General features: G+C 63.3%; 14 protein-coding genes. 7 read left to right on the top strand and 7 right to left on the bottom strand.

The annotated features are described in order from the left end of the window. Positions 1-48: 48 nt before the first annotated feature. From AC0GUR_RS03440 to apbC, 4 genes are all read right to left on the bottom strand, one after another. Positions 49-510: a hypothetical protein gene (locus AC0GUR_RS03440; RefSeq protein ID WP_472876066.1), complete on the bottom strand. Its 462-nt coding sequence runs from the start codon at positions 508-510 to the stop codon at positions 49-51. A gap of 116 nt (positions 511-626) precedes the next feature. Then, positions 627-1,193: a dCTP deaminase gene (gene dcd / locus AC0GUR_RS03435; protein ID WP_201316603.1), complete on the bottom strand. Its 567-nt coding sequence runs from the start codon at positions 1,191-1,193 to the stop codon at positions 627-629. Between the two features lie 71 nt (positions 1,194-1,264). Then, a complete protein-coding gene (locus AC0GUR_RS03430) occupies positions 1,265-1,834 on the bottom strand; it encodes an NADPH-dependent FMN reductase (protein ID WP_472876065.1) in 570 nt (189 codons plus the stop codon). Continuing rightward, positions 1,831-2,919 carry an iron-sulfur cluster carrier protein ApbC gene (gene apbC, locus AC0GUR_RS03425; RefSeq protein ID WP_472876064.1) on the bottom strand — a complete coding sequence of 363 codons (1,089 nt, stop codon included), beginning with the start codon at positions 2,917-2,919 and terminating at the stop codon, positions 1,831-1,833. Before apbC ends, AC0GUR_RS03430 begins: the two co-directional genes overlap by 4 nt. A 148-nt stretch (positions 2,920-3,067) precedes the next feature. On the opposite strand from apbC, the gene AC0GUR_RS03420 reads away from it, so the two are divergent. Next, a complete protein-coding gene (locus AC0GUR_RS03420) occupies positions 3,068-3,514 on the top strand; it encodes a DUF2147 domain-containing protein (RefSeq protein ID WP_472876063.1) in 447 nt (148 codons plus the stop codon). A 105-nt stretch (positions 3,515-3,619) separates the two neighbouring features. Here the strand turns inward: AC0GUR_RS03420 and AC0GUR_RS03415 are convergent, their stop codons facing one another. Genes AC0GUR_RS03415 through AC0GUR_RS03405 form a run of 3 tightly spaced genes read right to left on the bottom strand, consistent with a single transcriptional unit; the run spans position 3,620 to position 6,223 of the window. Next, positions 3,620-4,420 (bottom strand): DeoR/GlpR family DNA-binding transcription regulator, encoded by an 801-nt coding sequence (locus tag AC0GUR_RS03415; RefSeq protein WP_472876062.1) that lies wholly within the window; start codon positions 4,418-4,420, stop codon positions 3,620-3,622. After that, positions 4,413-5,054, bottom strand: coding sequence for an HAD family hydrolase (locus tag AC0GUR_RS03410; RefSeq protein ID WP_472876061.1), 642 nt, complete (start codon positions 5,052-5,054; stop codon positions 4,413-4,415). The genes AC0GUR_RS03415 and AC0GUR_RS03410 overlap by 8 nt, the downstream gene beginning before the upstream one ends. Then, positions 5,051-6,223: an MFS transporter gene (locus AC0GUR_RS03405; RefSeq protein ID WP_472876060.1), complete on the bottom strand. Its 1,173-nt coding sequence runs from the start codon at positions 6,221-6,223 to the stop codon at positions 5,051-5,053. Before AC0GUR_RS03405 ends, AC0GUR_RS03410 begins: the two co-directional genes overlap by 4 nt. Positions 6,224-6,553: 330 nt before the next feature. Between AC0GUR_RS03405 and metG the strand changes: the two genes are divergently transcribed. The 6 genes from metG (at position 6,554) to AC0GUR_RS03375 (ending at position 12,892) form a co-directional block, all read left to right on the top strand. Next, positions 6,554-8,656, top strand: a complete 2,103-nt coding sequence (gene metG / locus AC0GUR_RS03400; RefSeq protein ID WP_472876059.1) for a methionine--tRNA ligase — start codon at positions 6,554-6,556, stop codon at positions 8,654-8,656. Between the two features lie 13 nt (positions 8,657-8,669). Then, positions 8,670-9,278, top strand: coding sequence for an RnfABCDGE type electron transport complex subunit B (locus tag AC0GUR_RS03395; protein ID WP_472876058.1), 609 nt, complete (start codon positions 8,670-8,672; stop codon positions 9,276-9,278). Then, positions 9,275-9,910: an endonuclease III gene (nth, locus tag AC0GUR_RS03390; protein ID WP_472876057.1), complete on the top strand. Its 636-nt coding sequence runs from the start codon at positions 9,275-9,277 to the stop codon at positions 9,908-9,910. The genes AC0GUR_RS03395 and nth overlap by 4 nt, the downstream gene beginning before the upstream one ends. Positions 9,911-10,282: 372 nt before the next feature. Next, a complete protein-coding gene (locus tag AC0GUR_RS03385; protein ID WP_472876056.1) occupies positions 10,283-10,588 on the top strand; it encodes an SH3 domain-containing protein in 306 nt (101 codons plus the stop codon). Positions 10,589-10,832: 244 nt separating this feature from the next. After that, positions 10,833-11,498, top strand: a complete 666-nt coding sequence (locus AC0GUR_RS03380) for a response regulator (RefSeq protein WP_472876055.1) — start codon at positions 10,833-10,835, stop codon at positions 11,496-11,498. Further along, a complete protein-coding gene (locus AC0GUR_RS03375; RefSeq protein ID WP_472876054.1) occupies positions 11,495-12,892 on the top strand; it encodes a sensor histidine kinase in 1,398 nt (465 codons plus the stop codon). Before AC0GUR_RS03380 ends, AC0GUR_RS03375 begins: the two co-directional genes overlap by 4 nt. Positions 12,893-13,062 lie beyond the last annotated feature (170 nt).

Here is a 13,062-nt window from a genome sequence, read left to right as displayed (position 1 = left end):
AAAAAGCCCGCGGAGCGATCCGCGGGCTTTTTGATTCAGGCATACGAATTACATGTGCTTCTGCGGCGGCGGTGCATCTACCTTCGCGGGTGCCTTGTAGTCTTCCAGGTCACGGGCCTTGGTATCGACCACGCTGATCTTCTTCAGGGTGCCGCCATCGTCGTAGTACACGGTGAAACCGTAGTCGAGCTGCAGGCGCGCCATGTACTGCAGGTGCTGCTTGCGGATCTTGGAATCATCGCTGGGCTCGAGCAGCACCGTCTTGGGGAGCTTGCCCTGATCCTTGAGGTAGGCAAAGTGGCTGCCGGTATCGAGCGCGGACAACACGGCGCCGTCGACGATGAACTGGCCGCTCTTATAGGCCTGGATCACCACGTCGAACTGGCTCTTCATGTCGGCGGTGCGCACATCGCTCTTGGCGCTGCCGCGATGGCAACCGGTCAGCACCAGCATGCTGCCCAGCAGGATGGCTGCGGCCGCGCGGGTCAGCAGCGTGGAAAAACGGGTCATGCGGATCTCCTGCAATGCATCGGTGTGAACAAGTGAAGTGTAGCGCCGCCTCGCGCCCCTGCATCGGGCCCGGACGGCATTCATTCAGGTGCGCTGGCTCGGCGAGAGGCGTGGCCTCAGGTGCGCGGCAGCGTAACGCCCTGCTGGCCCTGGTATTTGCCGCCGCGATCCTTGTAACTGGTCTCGCATTCCTCGTCGGATTCGAGAAACAGCATCTGGGCCACGCCTTCGTTGGCGTAGATTTTCGCGGGCAGCGGCGTGGTGTTGGAGAACTCCAAGGTCACGTGACCTTCCCACTCCGGCTCCAGCGGGGTCACGTTGACGATGATGCCGCAACGCGCATACGTGCTCTTGCCGAGGCAGATGGTGAGCACCTTGCGCGGAATGCGGAAGTACTCGACGGTGCGCGCCAGCGCGAACGAATTGGGCGGAATGATGCACACGTCCGCTTCCACGTCGACGAAGCTGGTGGGATCGAACGCCTTCGGATCAACGATGGTCGAGTTGATGTTGGTGAATATCTTGAATTCGCGTGCGCAGCGTACGTCGTAGCCATAGCTCGACGTGCCGTACGACACCAGCCTGGTGTTGTCGCGCGTCTTGATCTGGCCTGGCTCGAACGGCTCGATCATGCCGTGCTGCTCGGCCATACGGCGGATCCACTTGTCGGATTTGATGCTCACTCGAACTCCCGGGGGCCGGCTGGGTCGCGCCAGCTGGCGTCAAAGACGGCGAAAATAGCGGAAATGCGGGTTCACCCGCCAGTCGTCTCTGCCAGTTCGCCCGCCAGGGCGGCCAGCGCGGCCCGAATTCGGCCCTGCTGAACCGAGTCACCGAGGATCTCACCCACCTCGCAACCGGCGCCCGGCAAGGGAATGGTGACCGAGGCCGCCCCGACCAGCCGTGCCGACATGGTGGTCAGGATTTCCCGCAGGGCGTCCTGGGCATGGTGCGACTCGCGCGCCGAGGCATTCCACAAGGCGACCGGCTTGTCGGGAAACTCCAGGCTGCCCACCAGCCAGTCCAGCAAGTTCTTGAAACTGCCGGGCACACCATGCGCGTATTCCGGGCAGGCAATGAGCAAGGCATCGGCCAGCCCCACCTCGCGCCGCAAGGCTGCCGCGCCATCGGGCAACTCAGCCATTTCGACGTCGGGGTTGAACGGCGGCAGCGCCGCCAAGCCATCGTAAAGGCTGAGTCGCAGCGCAGGAGGCGACAGCTGCGCCGCCGCCTGCAGCAACGCCGTGTTGCCGGAACGCTGGCGCAGGCTGCCTGAGAGGCACATCACATGGAACGGCCGGGTCCCTCCGGCGTCCGGGCTCACGGTGCGCCCTGCACCATGATCTTCCCAAGCCCGAGCGACTTGTTGCGCGGCTGGCGCGACAAGCGACCAGCTGCGTTGCGGGCGATCTCGCGATAACGCGCGGCGAGGTCGGACTCAGGCATCGCCACCACCGTGGGCGTACCGCCATCGGCCTGCTCGCGAATGCGAATATCCAGCGGCAACGAACCCAGGTAAGGCACACCGTACTGTTCGGCCATGCGCACACCGCCACCCTCGCCGAAGATGTGCTCCTCGTGCCCGCAGTTGGAACAGACGTGGGTGGCCATGTTTTCCACCACACCCAGCACCGGCACTTCCACCTTCTCGAACATCTTCAGGGCTTTGCGTGCATCGAGCAGGGCGATGTCCTGCGGCGTGGTGACAATCACCGCACCGGAAACCGGCACTTTCTGCGACAGCGTCAGCTGGATATCGCCGGTGCCCGGCGGCAGGTCGATGATGAGGTAATCGAGCTGCTCCCAACGGCTGTCGTTGAGCAGCTGCATCATGGCCTGGGTGACCATGGGGCCACGCCAGATCATCGGCGTTTCTTCATCCACCAGGAAACCGATGGACATGGCCTGCAGGCCGTGAGCCTCCAGCGGGATGATGGTCTTGCCGTCCGGCGACTGCGGCTTGCCGGTGATGCCAAGCATGCGCGGCTGGCTCGGGCCGTAGATGTCGGCATCGAGTATGCCCACCTTCGCGCCTTCCGCCGCGAGGGCCAGCGCCAGATTCACCGACACCGTGGACTTGCCCACACCGCCCTTGCCCGAGGCCACCACGATGACGTTTTTCACGCCCGGCTGCGGCGCCAGGGTGCCCTGCACCTTGTGCGGGTGAATGCGTGTACTGATCGACACCGAGGCCGAAGCAATGGCGGTGTCAGCCTCCAGCGCCCGTTTCACCTGCGCTGTCAGCGCATTGACCGCACCGGCGGCGGGATAGCCAAGCTGGATATCCACCGAAACGCGATCGCCATCTACGCCCACGGCACGAATGGCCTCGCCGACGGGGGCGCCGGTATGGGGATCAACCAGCTCGCCAAGAATGCGGCGGACCAGGGCTTCGCTCGCCTGCGTCATACGGTGTGAGGCCTGTCTTTTGGGGATTCCCCATTATGCCAGCCAACGGCTTGGGGGGCCTGCGACAGACTTTCGCAATGCAGCTTGACGGCTTTGCGCAAGGTCGGTCAGGCTCCGGACATACGCTTTCGTACGGGAGGAATACCAGATGAAGTCACTGCTTCGCATTGCCGTCGCCGCCGGCCTGCTGCTGGGCGCCGGTGCCGTGTTCGCCGCCGAGAACACGCCAGTTGGCACCTGGAAAACCATCGACGATGAAACGGGCAAGCCCAAGTCCATTGTGCAGATCACCGACGAAGGTGGTGAGCTCAAGGCCACGGTGCTGCAAGTGCTGCAGTCCGACGAGGGCCCGCACCCGACCTGCAAGAACTGCGACGGCGAGCGTAAGGACAAGCCCGTCGAGGGCATGAACATCATGTGGGGCGTCCACAAGGACGGCGACATCTGGGACGGCGGCAAGATCCTCGACCCCAAGACCGGCAAGATCTACAAGGTGAAGCTGCAGCCGAGCGCGGACGGTAGCAAGCTCACCGTGCGTGGCTACATCGGCTTTTCGCTGATTGGCCGCAGCCAGGAATGGCAGCGCCAGCAGTAAGCCCTGCACCATCCCTGTAGGAGCGCACTTGTGCGCGACCGCGGCATCCATGCATGCCAATGCGCTCGGCGGTCGCGCACAAGTGCGCTCCTACAGAACCCGACCTCAACCGGCGACCGCCTCAGCCCGATGCACCGCCACACCCCGCGACGTAAATGCCGCACGCGCCGCGCGATCCGCCGAGTGCTCCACCACCAGATGCTGCACGCGTGACAGCTCCGACACCTGATAGGTGGCCACGGCACCAAGCTTGTCATCGGTGGCTACCACCACCGCCTCGTCGCTGGCCTCGATCATGGCGCGCTTGAACAGCGATTCCTCGCTGTCGAAACCCCATAAGCCGTGAGCTGCATCAATGGCGCAGGCGCCGGGAAAACACAGGTCAGCACGCAACCGCCTCACCTGCTCCACCGCCTGCGCGCCCACCGTGCCGCCAAACGCCGGATCGATGCGACCGCCAATCAACAGCACCTCGAAGCCCTCGCGATCGAGTAGCAGCTGTGCGATATGCGGCGCATTGGTGATGACCGTCAGCTTCGCCTCGCGCGGCAAGGCCGCGGCAATGGCCGCATTGGTGGTACCTGCATCGATCAACAAGGTGTGCCCGGGTTGCACCAGCGTGACGGCCTTGCGAGCAAGCGCTTCCTTGCGCGCCGAATGCTCGGTACGACGTTGCTTGAGCGGCGTAAGCGTGGCAGCGGGTAATAGCGCGCCACCGTAGACCCGCTTGCACAGCCCCTGCGCTGCCAACTCGCGCAAATCGCGCCGAATCGAGTCTTCCGACACCTCGAACGCCAACGCCAGCTCCGCCGCCACCACACGGCCATCGCTGCGCAGCCGTGACAGGATGCGCTGTTGGCGCTCCTGCGGCAGCGCGTTGTTGTCGGCGGGCGGCAGCTTAACCATGCGACACCTCGCGTAGTGATGTGTCCAACAAGCCCAGTTGCAACAGGCGTTCGTGCAGACTGGCGGCATCACGGAACCACCAGCCGCCCATGCCCAGTGCTTCTGCCGCTGCCACGTTGCGCGCGGAGTCGTCGATGTAAAGCGCGGTGGCAGGATCCACGTCATAACGATCCAACAGCCGCTGAAAAATACGCGGATCGGGCTTGATCAGCTTCTCATCACCGGAAACCACGATGCCTTCAAACCACTGCAGAAATGCATAACGCTGCCGCGCCACCGGGAATGTTTCTTGCGACCAGTTGGTGAGCGCAAGCAAGCGCACACCGCGCTCACGAAGTGCAGCCAGCAGCGCTACGCTACCTTCGATGGGGCCCAGCAGGGTTTCTTCCCAGCGCAGGTGGTACGCATCGATCAATGGGGCGTAGTCAGGGAACTTTGCACGCAGTTGCGCCGTGGCCTCCGCCCAGGGGCGCCCGGCATCCTGCTGCTCGTTCCAGGCGCTGTTGCAGACCTCACGCAGGAACCATTCCATCTCCACCTCGTCATCGAACAGCTGACGATAAAGGCCGCGCGGATCCCAGCCGATCAGCACATTGCCCAGGTCGAAAATCACCGTATCGACACGCTTGCTCATCGCTGCACGATCCTCGCTGAAAGTCCTACCAGTACCAACAACCCAGCAACTGCCGCGAACGCCATCGGCAGACTGCTCGCATGCGCTACGAAACCAATCAATGCCGGGCCACTGAGCAAGCCCGCGTAACCCAGCGTGGTCGCGGTGGCGATGGCGATCGCCGGTGAGGTGCCAGGCAAACGCCCCGCGGCGCTGAACATCACCGGCACGATATTGGAAGCGCCAAGCCCGATCAGCACAAAGCCCACCAGCGACATGGTCATGGAAGGTACGCATGCAACGACCAGGAAGCCGCTCGCTGCCAGCGCAGCGCCAGTGCGCACGGCCCACACCGGGCCGTGGCGCGCAATCACCCGGTCGCCGAACAAACGGCCACCAGCCATCGCCAACGAGAAGCACGCGTAGCCCAATCCGGCCGAGGCCGGCGCCAGCCCGCGGAAATCACGCAGAAACACAGCGCTCCAGTCCAGCATCGCGCCTTCCGCCAGGAAACTTACAAAGCACAACAGCCCCAGCAACCACGCGAGCGCGTGCGGCATGCCCAGGGGTTTCTTCTCGGCTTCGACATGGGGTGACGCGTCGTCAAGCAAGCCGCTGCGCAACCTGAGTACCGTCGCCACCAGCGCCGTGGCGATCAACGAAGCGGCAACCACCAGCGGCACGCCAACGGCCAACATCGCGCTCATCACCGCCGCGCCGGTGAGCCCACCGACGCTGAACAGTCCATGGAAGCCTGACATCAAGCGGCCGCCATCCATCCGCTCGACATCGACCGCGTGCGCATTCATGGCGACGTCCAACGCGCCGAGCGTCATGCCGAAATACACCAGCGCCACCATCAGCGCTGACAGGCTCGACACCCACGCGAGCGCCGGCAAGGCAAGGCAGGTGAGCAACCCCGAGGTCATGATGACCGCGCGATTGCCCCATCGATGGGTCAGCCATCCGACAAACGGCATCGACACCATGGAGCCGCCGCCGAACGCCAACAAGGCCAGGCCCAGCTGTGCGTCGTCCAGGGCGAGCCTCGCTTTGGCGTACGGCACCATCGGCGCCCAGGCCGACATGCTGATGCCTGCCACCAGGAAGATCCAACGGGTGGCGCGTTTGGCAGCGGTCACAACGGTGGCGCCACTGTTCGCTGAAACAGACTCGGGGAAGACTTTCACGAGCGACTCGTGGGGATGCCTGAATGGGTATAAATGTACGCAATCGTGCAAAAACATGCAAATGAATCCAGCACGGTGATCCGCTTGTTGCCCCACCTCAGCCATCCGAGTGCGGGCCTCCACCGACCAAATGACAGTCACAAGCACGGTCCATGGCGATAGCCACGTTCGCCGCTGTTTCACTCCGTCTTATGCGACCTTCGGGCGAGCGCCGCTTTGTCCTCGTGAGTTTGTTGGCACTCTCGCCCACACTGCTGGACGCCAGTACCAACGGTGGACCGAGAGTCGCGCATGTCATAATGGACGGCCCCTCTTCTACCGCCGCCGCCCATGAGCCGTCGCCTACTCGTCACCAATGCCCTGCCCTATGCCAATGGCCCGCTCCACATGGGTCACTTGCTGGGCTACATCCAGGCCGATATCTGGGTGCGCGCGCAGCGGATGCAGGGCAACGAGACGATCTATGTGTGCGCGGACGATGCCCATGGCACGCCGATCATGCTGGCAGCGGAAAAGGCAGGCCTCTCGCCCGAGACCTACATTGAAGGTATCCGCGTTGGCCACGAGGCCGATTTCGCGGACTTCGGCGTGGCGTTCGATCACTATCACTCCACGCATTCAGAAGAGAACCGCGAACTCGCCTCGCTGATCTACACCCGCCTGCGTGACGGCGGCTTCATCGCACGCCGCAACATCCAGCAGTTGTTCGATCCGGAAAAGGACATGTTCCTGCCGGACCGCTACATCAAGGGCATCTGCCCCAACTGCAAAACGCCCGACCAGTACGGCGACAACTGCGAGAACTGCGGCGCCACCTACGCGCCGACCGATCTGATCAATCCGTATTCGGTGATGTCCGGCGCCACGCCAGTGCTGCGCGACTCGGAGCACTTCTTCTTCGAGCTGAGCAAGTTCGAATCACTGTTGCGCGACTGGTTCGGCGGCAAGCTCACCGAGGGTCAGCCGGTCGCCAACAGCGGCGTGGTCGCCAAGCTGGCCGAATGGCTGGACGGCGGCCTGAAGGACTGGGACATCTCGCGCGATGCGCCCTACTTCGGCTTCCCGATTCCCGATGAACCGGGCAAGTTCTTCTATGTGTGGCTGGATGCGCCAGTCGGCTACCTGGCCAGCTTCAAAGCGCTGTGCGATCGCACAGACCTGAAGTTCGAAGATTTCCTGGCTCCTGACAGCCGCGCCGAGATGCACCACTTCATCGGCAAGGACATCATCAACTTCCACGGTCTGTTCTGGCCGGCCATGTTGCATGGCGCGGGCTTCCGCACGCCGACGGCTCTGCACGTCAACGGCTACCTGACGGTGAACGGCGCGAAGATGTCCAAGTCGCGCGGCACCTTCATCAAGGCACGCACCTACCTGGACTCCGGCCTGCACCCGGAATTCCTGCGCTACTACTTCGCCAGCATGCTGAGCGATACGCCGGTGGACGTGGACCTGGACCTCAAGACCTTTGAAGAACGCGTCAACTCGCACCTGGTCGGCAAGTGGGTAAACATCGCCAGCCGCACGGCCGGCTTCGTGCACAAGTATTTCGATGGTCGCCTGGCCCCCGCCTTCAGTCACGAAGAGCAGGAGCTGTGGCGTGAGCTGCTGTCGCTCTACGGCGACGTGCCCGCGCTGTACAACAGCGGCGAGTTTGCCGAAGTTGCCCGTCGCTTCGTAACCATGGCCGACATGGTCAACGGCTACATCGCTACCAAGGCACCCTGGGCCATGGCCAAGGACGAAAGCCTGCGCACCGAGCTGCATCAAGTGTGCTCGTTCGCGCTGGCCGCGTTCCGCTTGCTGTCCGCCCTGCTCAAGCCGGTGTTGCCCGCCACGGTGGAAGCGGCCGAACGCTTCCTTGCCGCGCCCATCGGCGGCTTCGACGACGCCCGCGCCGAACTGCACAACCACACCGTCAACGTGTTCGAGCCGTTGCTCGGCCGCATCGATCCCAAGCAGGTCGAGGCCATGGTCGAAGCGTCGAGGGACTCCCTCGCGCCCGCCGAAGCCAAGCCCGCTCCCAAGAAATCCAAGGATTCCAGCAAGACCATGAGTGAAGCCAGCACCACCCCAGCCGCCCCCGCCGTCGACGGCGCCGCCATCATCGGCATCGACGATTTCGCCAAGCTCGACCTGCGCATCGGCAAGGTGCTGGTCTGCGAGTTCGTGGACGGCTCGGACAAGCTGCTGCGTTTCGAACTAGATGCCGGCTCGCTCGGCAAGCGCCAGATCTTCTCCGGCATTCGCGCCGCCTACGGCGAGCCCGAAAAGCTGGTCGGCCGCAACGTGGTATTCATCGCCAACCTCGCGCCGCGCAAGATGCGCTTCGGCCTGTCCGAAGGCATGATCCTTTCCGCCGGCGATGGCGGCAGCGATCTGTTCCTGCTCGATGCAGACCAGGGCGCCAAGCCGGGCGCGACGGTCCGCTAAGTCTCGCGCCGCCATGTCGCTGGCCGACCGCATCGACGCCCTGCTGCCGCAGACGCAATGCGAACAATGCGGTTACCACGGCTGCCGCCCTTATGCGGAGGCGATCGCGCGCGGCGAGGCGAAGATCAACCAATGCCCGCCGGGCGGTGCTGCCGGTATCGCCCGGCTCGCTGCGTTGCTGGATGTGCCGGTGTTGCCGCTCGATCCGGAGCACGGCGTGGAAAAGCCGCGCACCGTGGCACGCATCGTCGAGGCCGATTGCATCGGCTGCACCAAATGCATTCAGGCCTGCCCAGTCGATGCCATCTTGGGTGCCGCCAAGCTGATGCATACGGTGATCACCGACGATTGCACCGGCTGTGAACTGTGCGTGCCGGCCTGCCCGGTCGACTGCATCGTGCTTGAGCCGATGCCTCTGACTCAGGTGAATGACCCGGCTCATGCGGATGCTGCGCGCCTGCACTTCCAGCGCCGCGAAGCGAGGCTCGTGCGCGAGCAGGCTCAGCGCGAGGCCGAGCTGGCAGCGCGCAAGGCCGAGGTCGGCACAACGGCCACGCAAGCCAACCCCGTACTGGCAGCGCTTGCCCGCGCCAAAGCGAAACAACAAGGAAAGTCCACGTGAAGAAGGCCGATGTCGTCGAGCTCTTTACCCGCCTGCGCGAACTCGATCCTCATCCCACCACAGAGCTCAACTACACCACGCCGTTCGAGTTGCTGATTGCCGTGGTGCTGTCGGCACAGGCCACCGACGTGGGTGTCAACAAGGCGACCAAGAAGCTCTACCCCGTCGCCAACACACCGCAGGCCATCCTCAAGCTGGGCGAAGAGAAGCTCAAGCAGTACATCGCCACCATTGGTCTGTTCAACAGCAAGGCCAAGAACGTGATGGCGCTGTGTAGCATCCTGGTGGAGCAACACGACGGCGAGGTGCCGCGCACGCGCGAGGCGCTGGAGGCGCTGCCGGGCGTGGGCCGCAAGACAGCCAATGTGGTGCTCAATACGGCGTTTGGCCAGCCCACCATCGCGGTGGATACCCATATCTTCCGTGTCTCCAACCGCACGGGTCTCGCCCCCGGTAAAGACGTGCGCGCAGTCGAAGATAAGCTTGAGAAAGTGGTGCCGGCCGAATTCAAGCAGGACGCTCACCACTGGCTGATCCTGCACGGCCGCTATGTGTGCAAGGCGCGCAAACCCGATTGCCCGCAATGTGTGATTCGCGACCTGTGTCGCTTCAAGGACAAGACGCAGCCGTAAAGACGGCCGACGCGGGCAACAAGGCAGGCGCCGGGCTTCGCGCTGAGACACCTGCACCATCGTTCATCGCACTACCAAGCGTGAATTTCGCGTGCGCGTCAATTTTCTCTTCGATACGCACGATTCGCCGTGCACATTTCCATGACACATGGCGCGTGTCCACCAGATGTCATAGGCACAACGTGTTTCTTACCGACTCAAGTCGATGATGCCGCCGAGATGCATGACGAGTGGCATAGACAGCGCAAAATAAGCCACAAAACCTCACAAATTCATCAGTGTTTCGCGCGACTTCATCAAGCTTGGAGTAACGTAAAAGCCTAACGTTTAGCCTCCCCCCGGACATTGCATCCCCCCGCAGGAGGCCACACCATGAAACGCGCACTTATCCCCACGTTGATCGCGCTCGGCATTGTTTTCGCAGGTCAGGCCAGCGCCGCTGTTGAAGTCTATACCGTCGACCTGAACGGCTATGCCGTGGTCGGTTTTGTCGGCAGTACCCCTGAAGATTTCGCCCAGGCACAGCGCGACGCGAGAAACTGGGAAATTCAGCGTGATCTGGACCTCAAGCCACAGTCCATGAAAGCCGTCGCCATCAACGAGTCGCAGGCCACCGCGATGACCGACGAGCAGCTGGCGAACGCCATCGTTACCGCCGCTCTGGCAAAGAGGCCCTGAGGGCTCCTACCAGACAAGGTTCACCGGCACCTTCCTTCAGGTGCTATCGCAGGGAAGATGACGGCGGGCAGCAGCTCGCCGTCATCTTTTTTTGCCTCCCGCCAATTGACGGAAAGCGTCTCACGCGCCAACGTGACGACGCCCGGCCGCACGCCGGGAAAAGATCCACAAAAGGAAGCTTCGCGATCATGGTCTCGGGCGAGGGTGAGAGCTGCCCTCCCGACACCGACACGGGTGGTATGGCATGCATATTCTGCTGGTCGAGGACGACGCCGAGCTGGGCGCGGCTATCAAGCACGCACTGGAACACCAATCGTATGCAGTGACCTGGCTGCGCGATGGCCGCGAGGCCACCGAAGCCCTGCGCGGTGATCCCGTTGACCTAGTGCTGCTCGACCTGGGCCTGCCCGGCAAGGACGGCCTGGAGGTGCTGGCCGAGGCGCGTCGCGCTGGCGTGAAGACACCGGTGTTGGTGATGACGGCGCGCGATGCGCTTGAAATGCGCATCCGCGGCCTCGACCTGGGGGCCGATGATTATCTGGTGAAACCTTTTCATCTGGGAGAGCTGTCCGCGCGCATTCGCTCACTGACCCGACGCACGCAGGGGCTGGCGGACAATCTGGTGGAAGTGGGCGGACTGAGCTTGAACCTCGCCACGGCCGAAGTGGAATTTCGCGGCGAGCGTGTCAGCCTGACCCGTCGTGAATTCGCGTTGTTGCGCGTGCTGATGGAACGCGCGGGCCGTATCGTGCGCAGAGAAACCCTGGAGAACTCCGTGTACGGCCTGGACACCATCGTAGAGCGCAACGCCATCGAAGTTCAGGTGCACTGGCTGCGCCGAAAGTTAAGCCCCGAGGTGATCCACACCGTGCGCGGCATCGGCTACATGATTCCGCGCGAACCCCAATGAAACCGCGCAGCCTTCGCACTCGCCTGACCTGGCTCATCATCACCGTGATGGTCGTGGTGCTGATTCCATTGGGCTGGATCAGCTATCGACGCGAACTGCGCGAGATGAACGAATTGCTCGACGGCCGTCTCGCCCAGGCAGGACGCACGCTCGGCACTTTGATCGCGCACGGCCAGCTGCCGCTGAAAGATGCAGACCTGCCCAACGTGGCGCAGAACGCCGATGGCCACCATCACGGTGTGGTGGTGTCGGTGCACCCGCACAACTACGAACCCGAGGTGGGCTTCCAGGCCTACGATCCGAACGGTGAACTGATCGCCGCCACCTCGAACCTGGCCGATCTGCCGCCGCCCACCGCCGACGAACGCGGCTTTCGCGACATTCAACACGCGGGGGGACTGTGGCGCACCTTCACCCTGCAGAATCGTGCTCAACTGGTAATACGCATCGGCGAACGCTCCGACAATCGCCTGGATATCGCACGTGGCCTGGTGATCGAACACACCCTGCCCTTGCTAATCGGCCTGCCCTTGCTTGCCCTGTTGGTGAGCCTCGCCGTGAAACGCGGCTTGCGGCCGGTTGCCCTGCTCACGGACATGCTGGACCGGCGCACGCCGGGTAGCCGCAGACCCATGCCAGAAGAGGTCGCGCCCAGCGAAATCAAACCGCTGATCGTGGCACTCAACCAACAGCTGGAGCGGCTGGAGGATGCACTCGACCGCGAGCATCGCTTCGCCACAGATGTCGCGCACGAGCTGCGCACACCACTGGCCGCCACCATGATCCATCTCGAAAGCGCGATGATCGCGGATGATCCGGGCGAGGTGGAGTTCACCGTGCGTCATGCGCAGCAGAGCATGGCGCGGTTGGGGCGTCGCATCGAGCAGATCCTGGCCATGGCGCGACTGGAAGCCGGCGCCGCTTCTCATCAGCGCACTCCGATGGACCTGACCCGCATTGCCACCGAGGTGATCGAAGAACTCGCGCCGCTCATTGTCGAAAAGGACATTGCGGTAGGCCTCACGCACGACGACGACATGGTCGTGGTGCTGGGGCATGAAGTCGCGCTTACGGCGATGTTCCGCAACCTGATCGAGAATGCTCTGCGCTACACCGAGGTGGGCGGCCAGGTGGACGTTGCCGTACGACGCGAGGGCTCGCAGGCGGTTGTCGATATCTGTGATAACGGGCCCGGTATTCCCGAGGATCGGCGCCAGGCGGTGTTTCAGCGCTTCCATCGCGAGGTGGAGAGTGCGACGCGTGGGTATGGATTGGGGCTGAGTATTGTGCAGCGTGCGATTGAGTTGCATGAGGCGTCGATTGAGTTGTTGGAGTCTCCACTTGGCAGAGGGTTGCTGGTGCGGATTCGTATGGAGTGTTTGCCAACTGGCTGAAGTTGTTTTGGTGTGAGGCTTACGTCAGCGTGCTCGCCTGCGGCGGGCTTCCGACCTCCTGCCGGAGGCCGGGTCACTTTTCTTTGGCCACGCAAAGAAAAGTATCCCGGACCGCGGCAGCGGTTCGGAAGCCCGCCGCAGGCGAGCCCGGTCGCCGCATCGCGACAATC

It is taken from the genome of Dyella sp. PARNA 12/25 (assembly GCF_055702865.1).
This window is presented reverse-complemented; position numbering and strand designations above follow the sequence as displayed.